Raw genomic sequence first — 22,883 nt, 5'->3', positions numbered from 1 at the left:
CTCCGGTGATTTCAGAGTGTTCTGAGGAAGGTCAGTCCGTCGATGGCTAGAGCGTCTTGGCTGGGTGCGAGCGGCCGCCAGATGGAGGCGGCGGTGGCGATGGTCTGGTTGTGGGCGGTGAAGGACTCGATGACGAGCGGCCCCGCGTACTCGACGTCGTGCAGGGCCTGGGTGAAGGCGGGCCAGTCGAAGCGGTCCTGGCCCGGGGTGCCGCGGTCGGTGCCGCAGACCTGGACGTGCGCGATCCGGCCGGCGGCGCTCCGTACGGCCGCCGCCGGATCCTTCTCCTCGATGTTCATGTGGTAGATGTCGAGAGCCAGGTCGACGCCCGGCGGAAGGGCGTCCAGGGCCTGCTCGACGGTGTTGATCAGGCTGGTCTCATAGCGGTTGAGCGGCTCGACCGCGATCCGCACGTCGGCGTGGTCGACCAGCGGTTTCAGGTTCTCCCGCAGCTCGGCGTAAGCGGCGCGGCGCTCGCCGGGCGACATGCGCCAGGTCCGGCCGACCGAGGTGTAGGCGGGGCCCGCGATGACCGGCGAGCCCACGGTGACCGCCACGTCCATGCAGTGGCGGAGGTAGTCCTGGGTCTCCTTGACCGTGTCGGAGGCGACGAGCTCCCGCCCAGGCGGCATGACCAGCACCACCGTGGCCTTGAGCCCGTGCTCGGCGAGGAGGTCGGCGGCCCGCGCCGGGTCCCAGTCGCCCGGCTGCTCGACCGGCAGCTCGATGACGTCGAACCCCCAGGCGGCGACCTGGGGAGCGAGCCTCTCCAGGTCACCGTCGGTCAGGGGCGAGGTCCACACCCAGGTGTTGACCCCGATGTTCACTTCTTGCCGCCCCACTTCTCCGGGAAGCCGGGCAGGCTCTCGCAGCCGCAGAGCGCGTAGTGCAGCGGCGGCATGTTGGGCTTGAGGTAGGTGGCCAGGTTCTCCGCGGTGATCTTCGGCTGTGGCAGGTTCCAGGTCTTGGGCACCTGCTCGCCCTTGAGGATCTTCAGCGCGGCGATGATCGGCGTGCGCCACTGGTAGGTCGGGTAGGTGGGCGCGATGGCGGTGAGGTTGCCGTCCTTCCACTTCTGCAGGAAGTCCTGCTGGTCCTCGCCGTTGATCGGCGGGACGGGCTGGCCGGCGTCCTCGAACGCCTCGATCGCGGCGACGGCGGTGGCGCCCGCGTCCATCCAGACGCCGTCGATCTTGCCGTGCCGCTGGATGTAGTCGCTGACGATGCTCTTGGTCTTGGCCGCGTCGCCGTCGGTGAACTCCACACCCACGACCTGGAGCTGGCTCTTGTCGAACGTCACTTTCGCCGCCGACCAGCGGGTCTCCAGCACGTCCACGCCCGGCAGGATGCGCAGCGCCAGGATCTTCCCGCCCGCCGGCACCTTCTCGACGAGGAACTCGGCGGCGTCGGCGCCGAAGGCGTACCCGCCGATCGGCTTGATGAACGTCACCGGGCAGTCGGTCTCGACGCCGCGGTCGAACACGATCACCGGCAGCTTGTCGCAGGCGCCCTTGACCGCCGGGGTGAGGGTGGCGGTGGTGTTCGGCGAGATGATCAGCGCGTCGCAGCCCTTGGCCTGCAGCTCGGCGATGTCGGAGATCTGCTTGTCGTCCTTGCCCTCCGCATCCAGCGCGGTCAGCTTGGCGATCTCCTTGTGCTCGGCCACCTCAGCCTGCATGGTCTTCCAGCCGACCTGCCGCCACGGGTTGTTGACGGCCGCGTTGGAGAAGCACAGGTTGTACGGCCCGTCCTTCTTGTACTTCGCGGTGTCGATCATTTGCGGCGCGATCGCCTGCTCCCACGGCTTGTCCGAGGGACCCTCGGGAGTCTGCGACCGCATGGCGAGCTGCGCGTCGTAGTCGGCCTGGACGAAGAACTTCGACTGCTCCCCGGTCCCCGCGGCCGGCGCCTGGCTGCTCGGGGCCGCGGACGACTGGGTGACGGTGGCGGTCGGCTTGTCGCTGGTGCATCCCGCGATGACGAGTAGCGCGAACACCGCGACTATGGCTTTATGACGCGACATGGGCGTCTCCTTTTCGGGGGGTGAACTTCCACGGCAGTCGAACGGCTCCCGCGGCGACAGCGGCGATGATGATGACGCCCTGCACGGTGAACTCCAGTGCCCCCGAGATCCCGTACAGGTTGAGCAGCGTGAACAGCGCCTCCAGGGTGAACGCGCCGGCCATGGCGGCCACGACCGAGCCGCGCCCGCCGCCGAGGACCACGCCGCCGAGGACGACGGCGGTGATCGCCGAGAACTCCAGGCCCTGCCCGACCTGGGCGGAGACACCGGCGAACCCGCCGAGCAGGATCCCGGCCACGGCCGCGGCCAGCCCGGAGATCACGAAGGCGAGGATCCTGACCCCGTTGACCCTGACTCCCGACAGGGCGGCCGCCCGCTCGTTGTCGCCGGTGGCGATGAGCGTGCGGCCGAAGTCGGCGCGCGTGAGCAGGACCGCGGCCACGCCCACCGCGAGCAGGATGAGGACGGCCCACAGCGTGTCGCGGCCGAAGACGCGGAACTCCTGCGACAGCGCTCCCCTGGGCGCGCCGCCCGTCCAGAGGAAGACCGCACCGGTCAGGATGAGCAGCATGCCGAGCGTGGTGATGAACGACGGCACCCGCAGCAGCGTCGTCACCACGCCGTTGACGAGGCCCACGAGCAGGCCGAACCCGATCAGCAGGACGAGCACCGGCCAGGTGGCCGCCTCGTTCCCGTCGATCAGGCGGGCGGCGATGACGACCTCGGCCGTGACCAGCGAGCCCACCGACAGGTCGAACTCGCCGGACACGATCACGAAGTACTGGCCCGCCGCCAGGATCACCAGCGGCGCGGCCCGCTTGACGAACGCCAGGAACCCGGCGGGTTCCAGGAAGAAGGGATTGGCCAGCGCGATGGCCGCCAGCAGGACCAGCAGGACGGCGAAGATCGGCAGGGTGCGCTTCATGACTTCCGCCTCCTGGCATAGATCGCGACGGCGGCCACGATGACGACGCCCCGGACGACGTCCTTGAAGAAGGAGTTGACCTCGAGCTGGTTGAAGATGCTGTCCAGCACGGCCAGGAGGAGGACGCCGCCGACCGTGCCCGCGACCCCGCCCTTCCCGCCCGCCAGCGCGGTTCCGCCGAGGACGACCGCCGCGATGGACTCCAGGTCGTAGCCGCCGTCGGTGCCGACCGTGGGGACGCCGGCGCCGAGCCTGCTGGCGAGCAGCAACCCGGCGATGCCCGCGCACAAGGAGCAGAGCACGTGCGTGACGATGACCACGCGATCCGTTCTGACACCCGAGAGCCTGGCCACCTCGACGTCGCCGCCCACCGCGTAGACGCGGTAGCCGTACCTGCTCCTGGACAGCAGGAACCACGCGGCGCCGGCCACCGCGGCCCAGAGCAGGGCCGAGACGGGGATGGGACCGATGCGGTCGTAGCCGAGATGCTGGAACGACTCGGGCACTTTGCCCGCCGGGCCGTCGTAGAGGTGGTCGAGGACGCCCTTGATGATCAGCGCGACGCCGAGGGTGGCGATGAAGGCGTGCACCTTGAGCTTGGTGATCACCAGCCCGTTGACGAGGCCGACGAGCGCGCTGATCCCGATGACGGCCGCCACGCCTCCCGTGACGCTGCCCGCTTCCATGATCTCGGCCGCCACCAGGGAGCTGAGACTGATGAGGTAGGCCACCGAGAGGTCGAGCGATCCGGCCAGGATCGCCAGGGTCTGGCCGACCGCCACGATGCCGAGGGCCGCGGATCGCTGCTGGATGCCGACGATGGTTTCCAGGGTGAGGAAGTTGCCGCCGTCGATGGCCACCAGCAGCCACCCGATCGCGATGACGGCTACCAGCGCGAGGTAGACGACCTTTGTCGGATTGAGCACCGTCCACGAACGCCGGGCTCCTCCGTTCCCGGTCGCGCCGTTGCGGCCCGGCGAGGTGCGGGTCTCGGCCACACGAGGTCCCGGCGCGTTCACGAGGCCTCCTCCCCCGCGGCCAGGTGCATGATGGCTTCCTCCGAAGCCCCGGCGGGGAGCTCGCCGGCCAGGCGGCCGTCGCGCAGGACGAGGATGCGGTCGCTCATGCCGATCAGTTCGGGCAGTTCAGAAGAGATCATCAGGATCGCGGTCCCCTCCTCGGCCACCGAGCGCATCAGGTCGTGAATGGCCGCCTTCGCGCCGACGTCGACGCCGCGGGTGGGTTCGTCGAAGAGGAGCACGTCCGGTGCCATGACGAGCCACTTGGCCAGGACGACCTTCTGCTGGTTGCCGCCCGACAGGTACCGGACTTCCTGCTCCTGGCGCGACGGCGACAGCCGTACCCGCTCCAGCAGAGCGGTCAGGGCGGGGACCCGCCGGCCGGCGGCGCGGGCCACGAGCAGCGCGTTGTCGCGGACGGACTGACGCAGGGCCAGGCCCTCCGCCTTGCGGTCCTCGGTGACCAGGCCGAGCCCGGCGGCGACGCCCTCGCGTACCGAGCGCGGGCGTAGGGGGGTCATGGTGCCGGTGGTGAAGGGCTCGGCGCCGAACAGGGCCTTGACGAGTTCGGTACGCCCGGAGCCCTGCAGTCCGGCGAGGCCGACGATCTCGCCGGCGCGTAATTCAAGGGAGATGTCGTGTAAGCGAGCGTTGCCGCCGCCCGTGACACTGAGCCGGACCTCTCCCGCGGCAGAGGAGCGGGGCGGAAAGTAGGAGCCGAGATCACGGCCGACCATCAGGCGGATGAGCTCGTCCGGAGCGGTGGCGGCGGTCTCCACGCAGGCGACGCGGGCGCCGTCTTTCAGCACGGTCACCCGGGAGGCCAGGTCGAAGACCTCGCGCAGGCGATGGGAGATGTAGAGAACCGCGAGACCACGCTCCTGTAATCGCCGCACCAGCCGATACAGCAACTCCACCTCATGCTCGGCGAGCGCGGCCGTCGGCTCGTCCATCACCACGATCTTGGCGTCCAGCGAGAGCGCCTTGACGATCTCGACCACCTGCTGCTGCGCGACGGACAGCCGTTTGACGGGGTCGCGGGGGCCGAAGGAGTCCTCGCCCAGCTCCGCCAGGAGCCGCTCGGTCTCCCTGACCATGGCGGCCGCGTCGACGAGGCCGCGGCGGGAGGGCTCGCGACCGAGGAAGACGTTCTCGGCCACGCTGCGCTCGGGCAGCAGGTTGAACTCCTGGTAGATGATCGCGACTCCGGCCCGCTGCGCCTCCAGCGGATGGCCGAACGACACCTGCCGGCCATCGATCTCGATCGTGCCCTCGTCGGGCGCGTGCACCCCGGCGAGGATCTTCATGAGCGTGGACTTGCCCGCGCCGTTCTCGCCCACGACCGCGTGTACCTCGCCGGGCGCCGCGTCAAGGTCGACGCCTGTGAGCACCCGGACGCCGAGGAAGCTCTTCCCGATGCCGGTCATCCGCAGCAGCCGGGAGTTTTCGGCCGATTTCCGGCCTATATCCTCCATGTTGCGAGATCGTAGATCGGACTTCTGCCGACGGTCAATCAAAAGCTGGAGTAATCTTGGACTTAATGCTCAGCGGAAGGGGCTGCGTTGACCCATGAATCGCCGGGGGCCCTGCTCTCGATCCTGCGCGACGGCCAGGCCCGCACCCGTGCCGAGCTGGTCCAACTCACCGGCCTGGCCAGGTCGACGCTCTCCCAGCGGCTGGACGCGCTGCTGGACCAGCGCTGGATCCTGCCCGTCGAGGAGGCGATCTCGTCGGGTGGACGGCCCGCGACGGCGTTCGCGTTCAACCCGCGGGCCCGGCTCGTGCTCGCTGCCGACCTGGGCGTGACGCATGCGCGGGTGGCGCTCACGGACCTCAGCGGCGCGGTGCTCGCCGAACAGACCGCGGACGTGCCGATCGACAGCGGTCCCGAGCGCTGCCTGACCTGGCTCCTGGATACTGCCGCCGGCCTGCTGACCGATCGCGACATCAGCGACATCGGAGGCATCGGCCTCGGACTGCCCGGTCCGGTCGAGCACACGAGCGGCCGCCCCATCAACCCGCCGCTCATGCCCGGCTGGGACGGCTTCCCCGTCCTCGAATGGCTCCACGGCAAGATCAACGCGCCCGTCCTGGTCGACAACGACGTGAACATCATGGCGCTCGGCGAGCACCGCGCCACCGCTCCCAACGTGGAACACATGATCTTCGTCAAGGTGGGCACCGGCATCGGCTGCGGCATCATCAGCGAACGCCGCCTGCACCGCGGGGCGCAGGGTGCCGCGGGCGACATCGGCCACGTCCGCGTGCCCTCCGCCGACCAGGCGCTGTGCCGCTGCGGCAACATCGGCTGCCTGGAAGCCATCGCCGGCGGCGGAGCCCTCGCGGCGCAGTTGCAGGTGGAGGGCACCCGTGAGGTCGTACGGCTCGTGCGCGGCGGCACCATCGAGGCCATCAAGCTTGTACGGGAGAGCGGCCGCGAGATCGGCCTGGTCCTGGCCTCGATCGTCAACTTCTTCAACCCCACCACGATCGTGATCGGCGGTGACCTGGCGGAGGCCGGCGAGCACCTACTGGCCGGAGTACGCGAGGTCGTGTACGGTCGGTCACTGCCGCTGGCCACGCAGCGGCTCGACATCCGGGCCAGCTCGCTGGGGGATCGGGCGGGCGTGAGCGGCGCGGCCATGATGGTGATCGAGCACGTGCTCACACCGGCCGCGGTGGACCGGGTCGTCGACTTCAGCTAACTCATCGGCGTATGTCTGCGCCTTGATCGACAAAATTGACCCTTTACATCCCTAAATTTCAGGACTTATATGTGATCATCGGCGAATGATGGAGGTCCTGTGGCTGGGGTCGGCGTATGGCTCATCGGCGCCCGCGGTTCGGTGGCGACCACTGTCGTCACCGGGGCCGCCGCCATCAAGGCAGGTCTGACTACCGCGCAAGGGTGCGTCACCGAGACGACGGACTTCTCTCCAGGCGACGCGACCGGCCTGCCCGCGATCGGTGACCTCGTGTTCGGCGGCCATGACATCGTCGAGACCTCGTTACGCAAGCGCGCCGAACGGCTCAGCGAGGCCGGTGTGCTTCCCGTCTCCTTCCCCACCCTGCTGGCGCGCGATCTCGACGAGACGGACGCGGAGATCAGGCCGGGCAACGCTCCGATCGACCGGCTGATCGAGGATCTGGTGGGGTTCCGCGAGCGGCACGGCCTGGACCGGGTGGTGGTCGTCAACGTCTCCTCGACGGAGCCGCCCGTCGCCTGGCACCCCGGCTTCGGGCGCCTGGAGTCGCTGGATCTCGACCTGTTGCCGCCCAGCTCGCGCTACGCGTACGCGGCTTTCAGCGCCGGTTGCGGCTATGTCGAATTCACCCCGTCCACCGGACCGGCCCTCCCGGCCCTCGACGAGCTGGCCGTCGCGCGGGGCGTGCCGTACGCCGGCCGTGACGGCAAAACCGGCGAGACCCTCGTCAAGAGCGCGCTGGCGCCGATGTTCGCCGGGCGGGCGCTGCGGGTGCGGTCCTGGTCGGGTCTCAACCTGCTGGGCGGCGGCGACGGCGCCACGCTCGCCGACCCGGCCGCCAGGTCCAGCAAGGAGATCTCCAAGGGCCGGGCCGTGGCGGGCGTCCTGGGTCAGGAGGTCGACGGCCAGACCCACATCGACTTCGTCCCCGACTTCGGCGAGTGGAAGACGGCGTGGGACCACGTCTCTTTCGAGGGGTTCCTCGGGGTGCGGATGGCCTTGCAGTTCACCTGGCAGGGCTGCGACTCCGCGCTGGCGGCACCGCTCGTGCTGGACCTGGCGCGGCTGGTCGCCCGCGCGCACGAGAAGGGGCGCACCGGCCTCCTGCCGGACCTGGCCTACTTCTTCAAGGACCCCTTGGGCAGCGACGAACACCGGTTACCCGCCCAGTACGAACGTTTGCGCGCCTTCGCCCGGGACCTGGCGTGAACGACGGCGCGCGGGCACTGCTGGAGCTCGTCAGAGCACCCGCCGCCGTGTCGGTGCCCGGCGACACCATGGCGGGTGCGGCCGCCGCCGGGGTTCGGTGGGCTCCCGGCTTGGGCGTGGCCTCGACCCTGCTGTACTGGTCCGGCATGGCGCTCAACGACTGGGCGGACCGCGAGGCCGACGCGCTCGACCGCCCCGAGCGCCCCATCCCGTCCGGACGCGTGGCCGAAGGGCGGGCGCTGGCGATGGCCGCCGGGCTGACCGGAGCGGGCCTGGCCGTGGCCGCGCTGAGCGGCGGCCGTCGCGCGCTGGCAACGGCAGGCCTGCTCGCCGGCGCCGTCTGGGCCTACGACCTGAGACTCAAGCACACGGCCGCCGGTCCGGCCGCGATGGCCACCTGCCGTGCGCTGGACGTGCTCCTCGGCGCGGCCGGCCGGAGCGGTGCTGCCGGAACGGGCGCAAGAGGGTGGGCGAGCGCGCTGCCCGTCGCGCTGGCCGTGGGCGCGCACACCTACGGGATCAGCATTCTGGGACGCGCCGAGGTGAAGGGGGCGACCCCTGCCACCGTGAGAGGGGCGCTCGCCACGACCGCTGCCGCCACCGGTCTCGCCGCGGCCGCCTGCCTCCCCGCGCTGCGCACCAAGGCGATGGGACCGAGGAGGGGCGAAGTCCCGGACCGGGTGACGGCGGTCGCGTTGTCCGGGGAGCAGGCGACGGCCGCGGACCGTATGACGGCGGTCGCGTTGTCCGGGGAGCACGCGACGGCCGCGGACCGCGTGACGGCGGTCGCCTTGCTCGCGGGCTACGCGGCGCTCACCGCCACAGCCGTAGCCCGGCTGCGGGTGACACCCGGCCCGGATCAGGTCCGGCAGGCCGTACGGCTCGGCATCCTCGCCCTCCTCCCCCTGCAGGCCACCGCGGTGGCGAGCCGGGGCCGCAGGAAGCAGGCGGGAGCGCTGCTGGCCGCGCACCCCGTGGGCCGGTGGTTGTCGGCGCGGATGGCCACCTCATGAAGTGGGCCTACTGCACGAACGGGTTCGGCGACCATCGTCTCCCGGAGGCGCTCGAGGTGTTGGCCGGCCTCGGCTACCGGGGCGCGGCGATCACGCTGGACCACGGCCATCTCGACCCCTACGCTCCGGGCCTGGCCGCGGAGGTGGCCGCGACGGGCAAACTGCTGGCGAGCCTCGGCCTGGAAGCCGTCGTCGAAACAGGTGGCCGCTACACGCTGGACCCGTGGCGCAAGCACCACCCCACGCTGCTCAGCGACGGCGCCGAGCGCAGGATCGACTTCCTGACCCGGGCCATGAGCGTGGCAGTGGACCTCGGGGCGCCGATCGTTCATCTGTGGAGCGGCGCCCTGCCGGACGTCCCGGTGGACGAGGCGTGGGAGCGGCTCGTCCGCGGGTGCGCGACGCTGCTCGACGCGGCCGACCGGCAGGGCGTCATGCTGGCGTTCGAACCGGAGCCCGGCATGTTCATCGACACCCTCGACGCCTACGAAAGGCTGCGCGCCCTGCTGGACGGGCACCCCAGGTTCGGGCTCACCCTGGATATCGGCCACTGCCACTGCGTGGAGCCCATGACGGTGGCGGAGTGCGTGCGGCGGGCGCTGCCGTACCTCGTGCACGTCCAGATCGAGGACATGCGCCGAGGCGTCCACGAGCACCTGGAGTTCGGGACGGGCACGGTCGACTTCCCCGCGGCGCTGGACGCGCTCGGCGGCTACGACGGGCTGGTCGCGGTCGAGCTCGCCCGGCACGGCCACGCCGCGCCGGACGTGGCCCGCCGATCGATTGAGTTTCTCCGGAGGACACATGAGCGACTGGACGGCGCAAGCCGTACAGGACATCGAACAGCACCCTGAGGCGATATACCGGCTCTTCCCGCAGGCCGAACGGCGAGGCGGCGCGCAGGCACGGGCGCGGCTGCTGGCCGGTGCGGACGCGCGCACAGTCGCGGAGCTGTATCGGCGCGGGGATGCGGGCGAACGGCTCGCGATCCTGCGCGCGCTGCCCGGGCTGGAGCTCGGCTTCGACGCGTTGCCGCTAGTGGAGGACGCGTTGCGGACCAACGACGCGCGGCTGGTGGAGGCGGCGCTCGCCTCGTCGCGGTGGCTGGATGATCACGCCTTCCGGCAGGCCGTGCTCAAGTGCGTGTTCATGTCGATCCCGCTGGCCTCGATATCCGAGCTCGACCGGCGCTACGACGCCGAGCTCGCCAGGATGCTCGCCGACTACGCGGCCGAACGGCAGGCGGCCGGACGACAGGTGCCCCAGGACGTGCTCGAAAGGCTCTGACGATGCGAATCTTCGACCCCCACATCCACATGACCTCACGCACCACCGACGACTACGAGCGGATGCGCGACGCCGGCGTGCGGGCGCTGGTCGAGCCCGCCTTCTGGCTGGGGCAGCCGCGGACGAACGTGGGCAGCTTCCTCGACTACTTCGACGGGCTGCTCGGCTGGGAGCCGTACCGGGCGGCGCAGTACGGCATCCGCCACCACTGTGCCCTGGCGCTCAACCCGAAGGAGGCCAACGATCCGCGCTGCGCCGAGGTGCTCACCGAGCTCCCCCGCTACCTGCTGAAGGACTCGGTCGTCGCGGTCGGCGAGGTCGGCTACGACTCGATGACCCCGGCGGAGGACAAAGCCTTCGAGGCGCAACTGCAGCTCGCGGTCGAGGCGGAGCTGCCGGTGCTGGTGCACACCCCGCACCGTGACAAGGCCGCGGGCACCCGCCGCTCCCTCGACGTCGTCCGCGCGGCCGGCCTGGCCCCCGAGTTGGTCGTCGTCGATCATCTCAACGAGATGACCGTCGGTATGGTCGCCGAGTCCGGTTGCTGGATGGGTTTCTCGATATATCCAGATACGAAGATGGATCCCGATCGGATGGTGGCGATCCTCCGCGCGTACGGCACCGACCGCGTGCTGGTGAACTCCGCTGCCGACTGGGGCAAGAGCGACCCGCTCAAGACCCGCGAGGTCGCCGAGCAGATGCTCGGGGCCGGGTTCACCGACGACGACGTGGACCAGGTGCTGTGGCGCAACCCGGTCGCCTTCTACGGCCAGAGCGGCAAACTCTCCGACGCGGTCACCGAGGCCCCCGACTACGCCGGCAACACGATCAAGCGGGGCGGCTGATGCGCTTCCGCCACCCGGACGGCTCGACCGTCCACCTCGCCTACTGCACCAACGTCCACCCCGCCGAGACCCTGCCCGGCGTTCACGACCAGCTCGCCGGCGCGTGCTCCCGAGTCCGCTCGCTGCTCGGCGTGGACCGCCTCGGGCTGGGGTTGTGGCTGTCGCGCGACGTCGCGTCGACGCTGCTCGCCGACCCCTCCGAGCTGGTACGGCTGCGCGCCGCCCTCGAGCGGCTCGGTCTCGAGGTCGTGACGCTCAACGGTTTCCCCTACCGGGGCTTCCAGCAGGAGGTCGTGAAATATCGGGTGTACGAGCCCGACTGGGCGTCGCCGTCACGGTTGCGGTACACGCTCGACCTGGCGGAGATCCTTGCCCAGCTGCTGCCGGCCGACGTCGCGGAGGGCACGATCTCGACCCTCCCCCTGGCGTGGCGTACGGACTGGACCCCCACCAAGGCGGAGGCCGTTTCCCGAAATATCGCGACCCTGTGTGATGAGCTGCACGCGCTCTCCTCGCGCTCCGGCAAGACCATCCGGGTCGGCTTCGAACCGGAGCCCGGCTGCATCGTGGAGACCACCCCGCAGGCCACCGCCCTCCTGCCGCACCTGGACCTGCTCGGCCTCTGCCTGGATGCCTGCCACGCGGCGGTCGGCTTCGAAGACCCTCCCGACCTCACCCTCCCGGTCGTCAAGCTGCAGGCCTCCTGCGCGTTGGAGGCCGCGCCGTACACGCAGAGCGCGCTCGCCGCCTACGACGAGCATCGTTTCCTCCACCAGACCCGCTCGGCCTCGGGCTTCACCGACGACCTGGGCGAGGCGATGGGCGGGGCGCTGCCCCCGGGCGAGACGTGGCGCGTCCACTTCCACATGCCGCTGCACGCCGAGCTCCCGCCGCCGCTGACGACCACGGCTCCCTATCTGCGCGGGCTGCTGCGTACTCTCCTCGGGGGTGACACCGCGCTCACGCGGCACGTCGAGGTCGAGACGTACACCTGGACGGTCATGCCGGGAGGCCCGTCCGACGCGGCCGAGGGCATCGCGGCCGAACTCGACTGGACGCGCGGCCGGCTGGCCGAGCTCGGCCTGAAGGAGCTGTGATGGCGCCCCTCGTCGTGATCAACGTGGTCGGCCTGACCCCGGCCCTGCTGGCCCACATGCCCAACGTCGCCAAGGTCGGCAACGCCGCCTCGCTGCGCCCGGTCCTGCCCGCGGTGACCTGCACCATGCAGGCCACGCTGCTGACGGGCACGATGCCGCGCGAGCACGGCATCGTGGGCAACGGCTGGTACTTCAGGGACCTCGGCGAGATCTTCCTGTGGCGCCAGCACAACGCGCTGATCCAAGGGGAGCAGTTGTGGAGCGCGGTGCCAGGCGCGCGCACGGCCAACGTCTGCTGGTGGTATGCCATGGGCGCGGCCAGCGACATCCTCGTCACGCCGCGCCCGATCTACCACGCCGACGGCCGCAAGTCCCCCGACTGCTACACCCGCCCGCCGTCCCTCCACGACGCCTTGGAGGCCGAGCTCGGCACCTTCCCCCTGTTCAACTACTGGGGTCCGACGGCCGGGATCGCGTCCACCCGCTGGATCGTCGGCGCCGCGCGCCACATCCTGCACGCGGAACGTCCCGACCTGCTCATGGTCTACGTCCCACACCTCGACTACGACCTGCAGCGCTACGGCCCCGCGGGCCCGGAGGCGGTGGCGGCCGCCCGGCAGGTGGACGCCGCCCTGACCCCGCTGCTCGCCGAGGACGCGACCATCGTGATCGTCTCCGAGTACGGCATCACCCCGGCCGCCAGGCCGGTGAACATCAACCGGGCCCTGCGGTCAGCCGGACTCCTGGAGGTCTACACCCAGGCCGGCATGGAATACCTCGACCCGTGGGCGTCGCGCGCCTTCGCCGTGGCCGACCACCAGCTCGCCCACGTCTACGTCCGCGACCCGGCCGACCTGGAGCGAACCCGGGCGGTCATCGCCGAGCTTCCCGGCGTCGATGAGCTCCTCGACCGCACCGGCCAGGCGAAGTACGGTCTGGACCACGAGCGGGCCGGCGAGCTGGTCGCGGTCGCGGAGCCGGACGCCTGGTTCACGTACTACTACTGGCTCTCCGACGACCGCGCCCCCGACTTCGCCCGCCTGGTGGACATCCACCGCAAGCCCGGCTATGACCCCGCCGAACTCTTCATGGACCCCTCCGACCCCTTCGTCAAGGTGCGTGCGGGAATGGCGCTGGCCAGGAAGCTCCTTGGCTTCCGCTACACGATGTCGGTGATCCCTCTCGACCCGTCCCCCGTCCGCGGCAGCCACGGCCGCCTCCCCGACTCCCCGGCCGATGGCCCGCTCCTTCTCGGCCCCTTCGACCGCGACGCCTACGAGTCCACCGCCGTGAAGGACCTCCTCATCGGCCTGCTGAACGACGCCTGAACGGCCACCAGGCTCCGGTTCGGCCGGCTGCTGTGCCGGGAGCGAACCCGGCCGAAGCCGGACCTTCCTCAGTCGTCGAGCAGCCGCCATGCGGTGAGGGCGAGCCTGACCCGTATCAGTCCGGTGGGCTCGGTGAGCTCGATGCCCAGGGTCTTGCCGAGCTGTTCGAGCCGGCGGGCGACGCTGCTGTGGTGCAGGTGGAGCCGGTCGGCCGCCTGCCGTAGAGAGCCGGTGGCGCAGTAGGCGTCCAGGGTCTCCAGGTCTTCTGGGTTGCCGGCCATCCGCGCGACCGCGGCCACGTCGGTGTTGTCGCGCGAGGCGTCCCGAGGTATCTCGGCCAGGAGCGCCAGCGCACCCAGGTCGTCGTAGTGGACGACCGGCTGGCGTGGGGTGGCGAAGCGGAGGGCGGTGCGGGCTTCCCGCCAGGACCGGTCGGGGCTGTCGGCGGCGCCGATGCCCGCGCGTACGCCCGCGGGAAACCGGGCCGGGTCCAGGGTGGTGGCCAGGATGACGCCCACGTCGGCGAGCGGTGCCGCCTTCACCGGCCGGGCCGGGCAGACCAGGCCGCCGACCTGGTCGAGCGGAACCTGTGACCGTACGGCGACGACCCGGACCGGCAGGGCGGCGGCGAAACCCAAGAGCCGTAGCGCCCGGGCTCTGGCCGCCTCGTCGCTGTCGGAGCTGATCACGAGTTCGACGAGGCCGGGGTCGGCCATGGTGGTGCGGGCCGGGCCGTACCTCTCGACGACCGTCGTGGCGGCGATGGCGAGCCGGTCCAGCAGCAGTTCGTCGAGGGAACCTGGCGTGCCGGGGCGTTCCAGCCACACCGTGCCGATCTCCTCCCCGTCGAGGGTGATCGGCACCGTGGTGGACGCGGGTGGCGGCGGGGCGGACGCCTGTCTGCCGTCGGGCGACATGCGGATCGTCCGGCCGGTGCCGTGGAGCCGGATCCCGGCCACGCACTCGGCCAGGCCCGCCGAGGCCCGGGCGAGCGCCGGGAGGTCCACCCGCCGGCGCATCAGCGTGTCGTAGAACATGACCACCCGGATCGCCCCTCCGGCTTGCGAATCCAGTTGCGACAGCCGTTCCGCCAGTACCTCCATGACAGGAGGGTAAGCGACGATCGGTGCATGATCCAGGCGGGATGCCCGACGGATGGCGGCTGATCTCGGAGGGTGGCCACTGTGAGGATGGCTGACATGGATCCCGAACTGGAAGCATTCATCCCGTTGTTCCCCAAGGCCGACCTGACCGATCCGGTCACCGAGCGCAAGAACTTCGCCGCGCTGGCCGCCGCGGCGCCGGTGCCGGACACCGCGGACATGGAGATCGAGGACCGCATGGTGCCCGCCGATCCGGAGGTCGCGGTGCGGATCTATCGCCCCCACGGCGCGCAGGCCGCCATCATCTGGCTGCACGGCGGCGGATTTGTCATGGGTGACCTGGACACCGAGCACCCGTGGGCCATCCGGGTCGCGGACGGCTCCGGCGCGGTGGTGATCTCGGTGGGCTACCGGCTGGCTCCCGAGCATCCGTTCCCGGCCGCCCTGGACGACGTCTACACCGTGCTGACCTGGACGGCCGAGCATGCCGCCGAGCTCGGCATCGACCCCGCCCGCATCGCGGTCGGAGGTCACAGCGCCGGCGCGGGCCTCGCGGCCGCGGTGACGTTGCGGGCGCGCGATGAGCAGGGACCGCCCATCCGCTTCCAGCTGCTCAATCAGCCCTCGCTCGACGACCGGCAGGAGACGTGGTCGCAGCGGCACTTCACCGATACGCCCTGGATGAATCGCGACAAAGTCACCGCAGCGTGGCGGCACTACCTGGGTTCCGCGCCCGCCACGCCGTACGCCGCCCCAGCGCGGGCCGGCGATCTGTCCGGTCTGCCCCCTGCCTACATCGCCACCGCGGAGTTCTGCCCGAGCCGCGACGAAGACATCGCCTACGCGCTGCGCCTGCTGCAGGCGGGCGTGTCGGTCGAGCTGCACCAGTGGCCCGGCACCTTCCACGGGTCGCAGGCGATCCTGTCCGCCGAGGTGTCGCAGCGGCAGATCGCCGAACTCGGCGCCGCTCTGCGCCGTGCCCTGGCCGAGTGAGGTCGTCGCGGCATGACGGTCACCTCGATCGATCTCCTCGCGTCCTCTGTCCACCTTCACCAAGGCGGCACGATTCACGCCGGGAAAAGAACAACGGACTTCGACCAGGACGGCTGGCAGCTGCTGGCCTTCCACGCGAAGACCGCCGCCGACGTGCACGCCGACCACTGGGAAGTCCACCCCGAGGCCGAGGAGATCGTGGCCTGCCTCATCGGGAAAATCCGCCTCTATCTCCGTCCGGAGCGGCCGGGACAACAGGAGGAGGAGATCAGGCTGACGGCCGGAACCGCTGCCATCGTCCCTCGCGGACGATGGCACCGCATCGAGCTGGACATTCCCAGCAACATCATGGCCGTCACTCTGCCGCGTGGCAGCCGGCTGGAGCCGCGGGCGGAAGCCTTGGCCCAACCCCTCCAACTCTGTCCTGATCCGCCATCGGCTCGGCCACGGGCCTGGTCACGACGAGATTGACGAAGACGGGAGAGTGATGACCACCACCGACCTTGCCCCGGCGAGGGAGCAGTCCATACCGCCACCGGATGCCGATTCGGCGGCTGGCCCGAGCATTCCACGGTTGCTGCGCCCGCATCTGTGGAGTTTCGCTGCCGTGGTGATCCTGCAGGTGATCGGCGCGGTCGCGGGTTTGGCGCCGCTGCTGGCGGTCGTCGAGCTGGGTCGTGCCTTGTTGTCGCCCGGCCCGGTCGATCACGGTCATGTCTGGATGGTGCTGATCGTGGGTGTGGCCGGCTTGTTCGTCCGGCTGCTGTTCACGGCCGCATCGTCCGGGATCGGGCATGTTGTCGACGGTCAGGTGCAACTGGCGTTTCGCCGGCAGCTGGCCGCGTGGCTGGGGCGAGTGCCGATCGGCTGGTTCTCCCGGCGCCGGACCGGCGAGCTGGCGAAGGTGGTGGGGGAGGACGTGAGTGCGGTGCACCCGTTCATCGCCCACACCCCCGGCGAGCTTGTCTCCGCATTCGTGGTGCCACTGGTGTCGCTGATCTACCTGTTCACCGTCGACTGGCGGCTCACGCTGATCACGCTGATACCGGTGGCGCTGGCAGTGGCGCTGGTCCCCCTGATGATGACCCCGGCCCGGATGCGCGAGCAGGAGGAGTTCGATGCGGCGATGGGACGGATCGCCAGTTCCGTCGTCGAGTTCGTCCAAGGCATATCAGTGGTCAAGGCGTTCGGCGGATCCGAAAGAACCCACCGCAAATTCCGCACGGCCGCGGACGATTTCGCCGACACTTTTCTCCGCTGGGCGCGCGGTCTGTCCGGGTTCGCCGCGGGGATGCAGCTGGCGCTGTCGCCGCCGTTCGTGCTGCTGGTCGTGCTGATCGGCGGTGCGGCTCTGATCGCGAACGGTGGCCTGGCCCCGGTCGACCTGCTGCCCTTCCTCCTGCTCGGACTGGGCTTGACCGCTCCGGTGGCGGCTCTGGGCCACGGCTTCGACGACCTGCAGGCCGCCCGGCGCGCGCTCGGCCGGATCCGGGGCGTGCTCGCGGTCCCGTCGCTACCGGAGCCCGCGCACCCGCTCGCCCCACAAGGGCATCGGGTGGAACTGCGTGGCGTCCGATTTGGTTATGAAGATGATCACGAGGTGCTGCGCGGGATCGACCTGGTGCTCGAGCCGGGCACGGTCACCGCGATCGTGGGGCCGTCGGGAAGCGGAAAGTCCACCCTGGTCCAGCTGCTGCCGCGGTTCTTCGACCCGACTCACGGCTCGGTCGTCCTGGGCGGCGTCGATCTGCGCGAGATCGGCAGCCGGGAGCTGTACCGGATGGTCTCCTTCGTCTTCCAGGACGTACGCCTGCTGCGCGCATCGGTCGCGGACAACATCGCGCTGGCGGTACCGCACGCCGACCGCGATGACGTGATGCGCGCCGCCCGCCTGGCGGGCATCCATGATCGGATTCTCGAGCTGCCGCGCGGATACGAGACGGTGATCGGTGAAGAGGCCGGGCTGTCGGGTGGCGAGGCCCAGCGGATCTCGCTCGCCCGCGCCCTGCTCGCCGACGCGCCCGTGCTGGTGCTCGACGAGGCGACCTCCTTCGCCGACCCGCACACCGAACAGGCGGTACGCCGGACCCTGGCGACGCTGAAGGGCGATCGGACGATCCTGGTCATCGCCCATCGGCTGGAGACGGTCGCTGACGCCGACACCGTCGTGGTGCTGGAGAACGGGTCGATCGTCGAGCGCGGCAGGCCCGCCGAGCTGCTGGCACAGAACGGAACGTTCGCCGCGTTCTGGCGATCCCGAGGAGATGAGCCCCGATGATTCGCATGCTGCTACGGGTGCTGGGACACCACTACGCCCAGCCGGTGCGCCGCACCGTAGCCCTGATGACGACGACGGCGATAGCCGAGGGGTTGTCCTACGCGCTGCTGGTTCCGGTGCTGCGGGCACTGCTGGGCAGCACGCCCGCCGACGCCGTGCCGTGGCTGATCGCGTTCGGGGCGGCCGTCGCGGTCTACGCGGTGCTGCGCTACCTCAGCGATCTGTCCGGTTTCCGCGTCGGGACCACGATGTTGCGTGGCATGTACCACCGGCTCGGCGATCATCTGGCCCGGCTGCCCCTCGGCTGGTACGACACCGGCCGGGTCGGGGAGGTGTCCGTCCTGGCCAGCCGCGGCCTCCTGCGGGCGATGAGCGTGATCGCGCATCTGCTGACACCGTTGATCTCCGCCTCTGTGACGCCCCTGACGATCGTGGCCGTGATGCTCGCCTTCAACTGGCAGCTGGGCTTGGCCGCGTTGGCCGCCGCACCGATCGTGGTGGCCGTCCAGATCTGGACGGGACGTTCGACGGCCGCCACCGATGCCGAGCGCCATGAACGCGACAAGGAGGCCACCGGGCGAGTCATCGAATACCTCCAGGCCCAGCCGGTGCTGCGAGCCGGCGGCCGGACCGTCGAACGATTCAAGGTCCTCGACGACTCGCTGCGGGATCTCCGGCGTGCCTCCCGGCGTAGCGTGCTGAAGGCGCTGCCCGGCGTCGTGGGCCTGACCCTCACGGTGCAGGCGATCTTCACCGTGGTGCTCGTCCTGGGCGCCTACCTCGCGCTCGGCGGGGCCATCGGTGCGGCAGAAGTATTGACGATCCTGGTGCTGGCCGCCCGTTGCGCCGACCCGCTGCTGTCGCTGACGGATATCGGCGGCCAACTCCGCAGCGCACGCGCCGAGTTGGCCAGACTCGACACGGTCTTGCGTACCGAGCCGCTGCCGGAACCCCGCGAACCGATCCAGCCGGAACGCCACCACCTGGAGTTCGCGTCCGTCACCTTTCACCATGGCGACCGCACCGTGATCGACAACGTGTCGTTGTCCGTGCCCGAGGGACGGCGACTCGCCGTCGTCGGACCCTCGGGCGCCGGCAAGAGCACCCTGCTGCAGTTGCTCGCGCGGTTCTACGACGTGGACGCGGGCGCGGTGCGCGTGGGCGGTGTGGACGTGCGGGCCATCGACACCGAGGTGTTGATGGCGCAGATCGCCATCGTCTTCCAGGACGTCTACCTCTTCGACGGCACCATCGAGGAGAACGTACAGCTCGGCCGCCCCGACGCGGGCGTTGACGAGGTGCGGGCGGCAGCGACCGCCGCGGGGCTGGACGAGGTGATCGAACGGCTGCCCGGCGGATGGGCGAGCAAGGTCGGCGAGGGCGGCGCACTGCTGTCGGGTGGTGAGCGCCAGCGTGTCTCGATCGCGCGAGCGCTGCTGAAGAACGCGCCCATCGTGCTGCTGGACGAGGTGACCTCCGCACTGGACCCGGTGAACGAGGCGGCCGTCCACGAGGGCATCGAGCGCCTGATGGCGGGCCGGACGGTGGTGATGGTCGCGCATCGGCTGCGGACCGTCCAACGCGCCGATCGCATCGTCTTCCTGGACGACGGCCGGATCGTGGAGGAAGGCAACCACGACGAGCTGCTGCGCCGCGGCGGCCGCTACGCCGATTTCTGGACCATGTCCCTGACACCGGCGGCGAGTGAATGACGTACTAACCCGGCCTGACAAGCGCCCAAGCCGCTTTTTGCAATCGGTTGTTGCAGGATTAACGACGCGACCAGGCACAATGGGTCGCGTCGTTTGCAGTTTTACCTAGATGTATTGACGTTTCGTTCATGTAACGCCACTGTGTCTGCAACCGGTTGTTGGGCGCAACGCGCAGAGAACGACACGCGTGACAGCACATCCACATAGCCACCCCCTGCGGGCTGGGCCTGGCGAGCTGAAGAACTGCAGAAGCGGGATCTGCTTTGCCATGCCCTGAACCGACACCTCCACAGCACTCATACGAAGGGAGCTGGACGTGCGCACAAGAGAACATCTCGGCAGAAGGCTGACGGTCGTGCTGACCGCCGGACTCGTCACCACGGGCGGCCTGGTGACCATGCTCAACGCACCGGCCTCGGCAGCCCCATCCAACGGCAACTACATGCTGGTCAACGCCGGCAGCGCCCTGTGCGCCGCCGTACCCGGACCCAGCACCGGCGACGGCGTGCAACTTGTGCAGAACTCCTGCGCCGAGGCCGCCGGACAGATCTTCACGATCACCGCCTCCGGCGCCAACTATCAGATCAAGGCCGAGCACAGCGGCAAGTGCCTCGGCATTCGCGACGCCTCCACCAGCGCCGGCAAGGCCGTACAGCAGGAAACGTGCACGGGCTCCGCCTCACAGACCTGGCAGCTCACCGTCTCCGGATCCCACTACCGCGTGGTCAACACCAACGGCGGCAAGTGCCTCAACGTCAAGGACAACTCCACCGCCGCCGGCGCCCTGTTACAGCAGAACTCCTGCGACTCGGCGATCACCAAGCAGTGGACGCTGCGGCCCGCGGGCAGCGGCGGCGGCCCGACCACCAGCCCCACACCCACCCCCACCCCGACCGTCACCCCCACCGGCGGCGGCACGCCGACCCCGTCCGCCGGCACGCTGTATGTGGCCCCCAATGGCACCGACAGCGCAGCAGGGACGCAGGCGAGCCCGACGACGCTCACCTCGGCGATCACCCGCGTCGCTCCCGGCGGGACGATCTACCTGCGCGGCGGGACGTACGCCTTCTCGCAGACGGTCACCATCGCGCCGGGCAACAACGGCACCTCCAGCGCCCGCAAGAAACTGTCCGCCTACCCGGGTGAGACTCCGGTGCTGAACTTCTCCGCCCAGAGCGAGGACCCGGCCAACCGCGGGCTTGCCGTGAACGGGTCCTTCTGGCACGTCTACGGCATCACCGTCGAGCGTGCCGGTGACAACGGCATCTTCGTCGGAGGCAGCAACAATATCTTCGAGCGCACGGTGACACGGTTCAACCGCGACACGGGCCTGCAGCTGTCGCGGACCGTCTCCACCACCCCCCGTGATCAGTGGCCGTCCAACAACCTCGTCCTGAGCGCGTTGTCGCACGACAACGCCGACTCCGACGGCGAGGACGCCGACGGCTTCGCCGCCAAGCTCACCGTCGGTTCCGGGAACGTCTTCCGCTACGCGGTGGCCCGCAACAACATCGACGACGGCTGGGACCTCTACACCAAGACGGACACGGGAGCCATCGGCGCGGTGACCATCGAGGACTCCCTGGCCTACAACAACGGCACCCTCAGCAACGGCGGCCAGGCCGGCAACGGCGACCGCAACGGCTTCAAGCTCGGTGGCGAGGACATCGGCGTCAACCACGTCGTCCGGCGCACCATCGCCTACCGCAACGGCAAGCACGGATTCACCTACAATCGCAACCCCGGCACCATGTCGATAGCGAACAACGTCAGCATCGACAACACCGAGCGCAACTTCACGTTCGAGGCCGGCACCTCGGTGTTCCGCAACAACACCTCGTGTCGCAGCAGCAGCGGAACCAACGACAAGATCGTTGGGAACGCCGACAGCACGAACCAGTTCTGGTCCGGCTCGAACGGGTCCCGGTGCTCCTCCTACACCGGCACCCTGGGCTGGTCCTTCGCCTCCGACGGCCGCCTCGTCGTGACCTTCGGCGGCACCCCGGTAACCCCCTGACGGACTCCGCCGCCTGACCGCCGCGGCAGCCCGCCGCGGCGGAGGTATTTGACCACAATGGGGGTTATCGGCTTCTCGGCACGGGCAAGGAGTTCAGGGCAAGCGACAGGGCAACCTCTCCACGACCACTGACAGCTTCGCCGACCGAGGAGTCACCGTGCTCACGCTGACCGCGGACGCGGTCGCAGCAATCCGCGATCTGACATCACAACCGGAAACGCCGCCAGAAACCGGCCTGCGCATCGCATCGTTGTCCGTCGACGGGCCCGGCAGATCTCTCGAACTGTCGATCTCGGGCGGACCACACCCCGACGATCAAATCCTCGAATCCGAGGGCGTCCGGGTATATCTCGAACCGACCGCGGCCTCATTCCTGGACGACAAGACCCTCGACGCGGAGATGACGCAGGAGCACCAGCCGACCTTCCGGATCATCGACCAAACGACGTGACCGTGCGAGCGCCACCGTCACCCCACGTCACCTGGCCGGTGATGTATCACCAATGGTCAGAGATGACCTTCATCCACTGGCGCTATCCGCCCGCACGGGTGCAGGCCATGCTGCCGGCCGGCCTCACGGTCGAGACCTTCGACCGAGCGGCGTGGGTGGGGCTCACACCCTTTCTCATGCAAGGGGTACGGGTCCCCGGCATCCCCGCGTTGCCGTGGCTGTCCCGATTCCCGGAGACCAACCTGCGGACGTACGTGCGCGACGCTCGTGGCCGCTCCGGGATCTGGTTCCTGTCCTTGGACGCCGGACTCCTGCCCGCCGCCCTTGCCGGTCGCAGTGGCTATTGGCTGCCGTACTTCTGGTCGGACATGTCGGTGGACGCCAAGGACGGTCGTACCGTGTACCGCTGCCGGCGACGCTGGCCGGGACCGTGCGGCGCGCGATGCGACGTGGAGGTGGAGGCGGGCGCGCCGCTGGCGGAGAGCGAGCGCGACGAGCTCGCGCACTTCCTGACCGCCCGCTTCCTGCTGTTCACCCTCGTGGCCGGCCGGCTGGCAGCCGCGCAGGTGGAGCACCCTGCGTGGCCGTTGTGCCAGGCTCGCCTGATCAGCCTGAAGCAGGATCTGGTGCAGGTCGCGGGACTGCCCGCCCCAGAAGGGGCTCCCCTCCTGCACGCCTCTCCGGGAGTGTCGTCACGGGTGGGCATGTGGACCTGGTGACCTAGTGCGGGCAGGTGAGCGGGTCGCCGTGACCGCCGTTGGGCACCTCCAGGCCGCTGAGACACGCGCGGGCCGTACTGGAATGTGGCGCGGCTCACCGTTGCTGTTAACTTTCCTGACATGACGTCGTCCATGTGCCCGACTTACCGTCGGCGAGGC

At 69.9% G+C, this 22,883-nt stretch carries 21 protein-coding genes; 15 read left to right on the top strand and 6 right to left on the bottom strand.

Features of this window, described 5'->3' with window-relative positions; genetic code table 11:
* Positions 1-11: 11 nt before the first annotated feature.
* Genes OHA25_RS24765 through OHA25_RS24745 form a run of 5 tightly spaced genes read right to left on the bottom strand, consistent with a single transcriptional unit; the run spans position 12 to position 5,442 of the window.
* Positions 12-827 carry a sugar phosphate isomerase/epimerase family protein gene (locus OHA25_RS24765; protein WP_327589886.1) on the bottom strand — a complete coding sequence of 272 codons (816 nt, stop codon included), beginning with the start codon at positions 825-827 and terminating at the stop codon, positions 12-14.
* Positions 824-2,023, bottom strand: coding sequence for an ABC transporter substrate-binding protein (locus OHA25_RS24760; protein WP_327589885.1), 1,200 nt, complete (start codon positions 2,021-2,023; stop codon positions 824-826). The genes OHA25_RS24765 and OHA25_RS24760 overlap by 4 nt, the downstream gene beginning before the upstream one ends.
* Positions 2,010-2,948, bottom strand: a complete 939-nt coding sequence (locus OHA25_RS24755) for an ABC transporter permease (RefSeq protein WP_327589884.1) — start codon at positions 2,946-2,948, stop codon at positions 2,010-2,012. The genes OHA25_RS24760 and OHA25_RS24755 overlap by 14 nt, the downstream gene beginning before the upstream one ends.
* A complete protein-coding gene (locus OHA25_RS24750; RefSeq protein WP_327589883.1) occupies positions 2,945-3,967 on the bottom strand; it encodes an ABC transporter permease in 1,023 nt (340 codons plus the stop codon). Before OHA25_RS24750 ends, OHA25_RS24755 begins: the two co-directional genes overlap by 4 nt.
* Positions 3,964-5,442, bottom strand: a complete 1,479-nt coding sequence (locus tag OHA25_RS24745) for a sugar ABC transporter ATP-binding protein (protein WP_327589882.1) — start codon at positions 5,440-5,442, stop codon at positions 3,964-3,966. The genes OHA25_RS24750 and OHA25_RS24745 overlap by 4 nt, the downstream gene beginning before the upstream one ends.
* Before the next feature lie 87 nt (positions 5,443-5,529).
* Here OHA25_RS24745 and OHA25_RS24740 point away from each other — a divergent pair, with 87 nt between their 5' ends.
* The 8 genes from OHA25_RS24740 (at position 5,530) to OHA25_RS24705 (ending at position 13,451) form a co-directional block, all read left to right on the top strand.
* Entirely contained in the window at positions 5,530-6,672 is a 1,143-nt protein-coding gene (locus OHA25_RS24740; protein ID WP_327589881.1) for an ROK family protein, read from the top strand.
* A gap of 99 nt (positions 6,673-6,771) precedes the next feature.
* Positions 6,772-7,881, top strand: a complete 1,110-nt coding sequence (locus OHA25_RS24735; protein ID WP_327589880.1) for an inositol-3-phosphate synthase — start codon at positions 6,772-6,774, stop codon at positions 7,879-7,881.
* On the top strand, positions 7,878-8,894 hold the full coding sequence (locus OHA25_RS24730; RefSeq protein WP_327589879.1) for an SCO3242 family prenyltransferase: 1,017 nt from the start codon (positions 7,878-7,880) through the stop codon (positions 8,892-8,894). The genes OHA25_RS24735 and OHA25_RS24730 overlap by 4 nt, the downstream gene beginning before the upstream one ends.
* Entirely contained in the window at positions 8,891-9,748 is an 858-nt protein-coding gene (locus OHA25_RS24725; RefSeq protein ID WP_327589878.1) for a sugar phosphate isomerase/epimerase family protein, read from the top strand. The genes OHA25_RS24730 and OHA25_RS24725 overlap by 4 nt, the downstream gene beginning before the upstream one ends.
* On the top strand, positions 9,699-10,181 hold the full coding sequence (locus OHA25_RS24720; RefSeq protein ID WP_327589877.1) for an EboA domain-containing protein: 483 nt from the start codon (positions 9,699-9,701) through the stop codon (positions 10,179-10,181). The genes OHA25_RS24725 and OHA25_RS24720 overlap by 50 nt, the downstream gene beginning before the upstream one ends.
* A gap of 2 nt (positions 10,182-10,183) precedes the next feature.
* Positions 10,184-11,026, top strand: a complete 843-nt coding sequence (locus OHA25_RS24715; RefSeq protein ID WP_327589876.1) for a TatD family hydrolase — start codon at positions 10,184-10,186, stop codon at positions 11,024-11,026.
* Positions 11,026-12,123, top strand: coding sequence for a metabolite traffic protein EboE (eboE, locus tag OHA25_RS24710; protein WP_327589875.1), 1,098 nt, complete (start codon positions 11,026-11,028; stop codon positions 12,121-12,123). Before OHA25_RS24715 ends, eboE begins: the two co-directional genes overlap by 1 nt.
* On the top strand, positions 12,123-13,451 hold the full coding sequence (locus tag OHA25_RS24705) for an alkaline phosphatase family protein (protein ID WP_327589874.1): 1,329 nt from the start codon (positions 12,123-12,125) through the stop codon (positions 13,449-13,451). The genes eboE and OHA25_RS24705 overlap by 1 nt, the downstream gene beginning before the upstream one ends.
* A gap of 68 nt (positions 13,452-13,519) precedes the next feature.
* Here OHA25_RS24705 and OHA25_RS24700 read toward each other — a convergent pair whose 3' ends face one another.
* The gene (locus tag OHA25_RS24700) at positions 13,520-14,554 is read right to left on the bottom strand and encodes a PucR family transcriptional regulator (protein WP_327589873.1); all 1,035 of its coding nucleotides are present in this window, start codon (positions 14,552-14,554) and stop codon (positions 13,520-13,522) included.
* A gap of 96 nt (positions 14,555-14,650) precedes the next feature.
* On the opposite strand from OHA25_RS24700, the gene OHA25_RS24695 reads away from it, so the two are divergent.
* From OHA25_RS24695 to OHA25_RS24665, 7 genes are all read left to right on the top strand, one after another.
* Complete coding sequence (locus OHA25_RS24695) at positions 14,651-15,547, top strand: alpha/beta hydrolase (protein ID WP_327589872.1); 897 nt, start codon at positions 14,651-14,653, stop codon at positions 15,545-15,547.
* Positions 15,548-15,559: 12 nt separating this feature from the next.
* Complete coding sequence (locus OHA25_RS24690) at positions 15,560-16,018, top strand: cupin (protein ID WP_327589871.1); 459 nt, start codon at positions 15,560-15,562, stop codon at positions 16,016-16,018.
* Between the two features lie 103 nt (positions 16,019-16,121).
* A complete protein-coding gene (locus OHA25_RS24685) occupies positions 16,122-17,825 on the top strand; it encodes an ABC transporter ATP-binding protein (RefSeq protein WP_327589870.1) in 1,704 nt (567 codons plus the stop codon).
* Entirely contained in the window at positions 17,822-19,537 is a 1,716-nt protein-coding gene (locus tag OHA25_RS24680; RefSeq protein ID WP_327589869.1) for an ABC transporter ATP-binding protein, read from the top strand. The genes OHA25_RS24685 and OHA25_RS24680 overlap by 4 nt, the downstream gene beginning before the upstream one ends.
* Before the next feature lie 316 nt (positions 19,538-19,853).
* The gene (locus tag OHA25_RS24675) at positions 19,854-21,554 is read left to right on the top strand and encodes an RICIN domain-containing protein (protein ID WP_327589868.1); all 1,701 of its coding nucleotides are present in this window, start codon (positions 19,854-19,856) and stop codon (positions 21,552-21,554) included.
* A gap of 157 nt (positions 21,555-21,711) precedes the next feature.
* On the top strand, positions 21,712-22,005 hold the full coding sequence (locus tag OHA25_RS24670) for a Fe-S cluster assembly protein HesB (RefSeq protein WP_305915412.1): 294 nt from the start codon (positions 21,712-21,714) through the stop codon (positions 22,003-22,005).
* Positions 22,006-22,067: 62 nt separating this feature from the next.
* Positions 22,068-22,724, top strand: coding sequence for a YqjF family protein (locus OHA25_RS24665; protein WP_327589867.1), 657 nt, complete (start codon positions 22,068-22,070; stop codon positions 22,722-22,724).
* Positions 22,725-22,883: the final 159 nt, after the last annotated feature.

The organism is Nonomuraea sp. NBC_00507 (assembly GCF_036013525.1).
Taxonomy (GTDB): domain Bacteria; phylum Actinomycetota; class Actinomycetes; order Streptosporangiales; family Streptosporangiaceae; genus Nonomuraea.
This window is presented reverse-complemented; position numbering and strand designations above follow the sequence as displayed.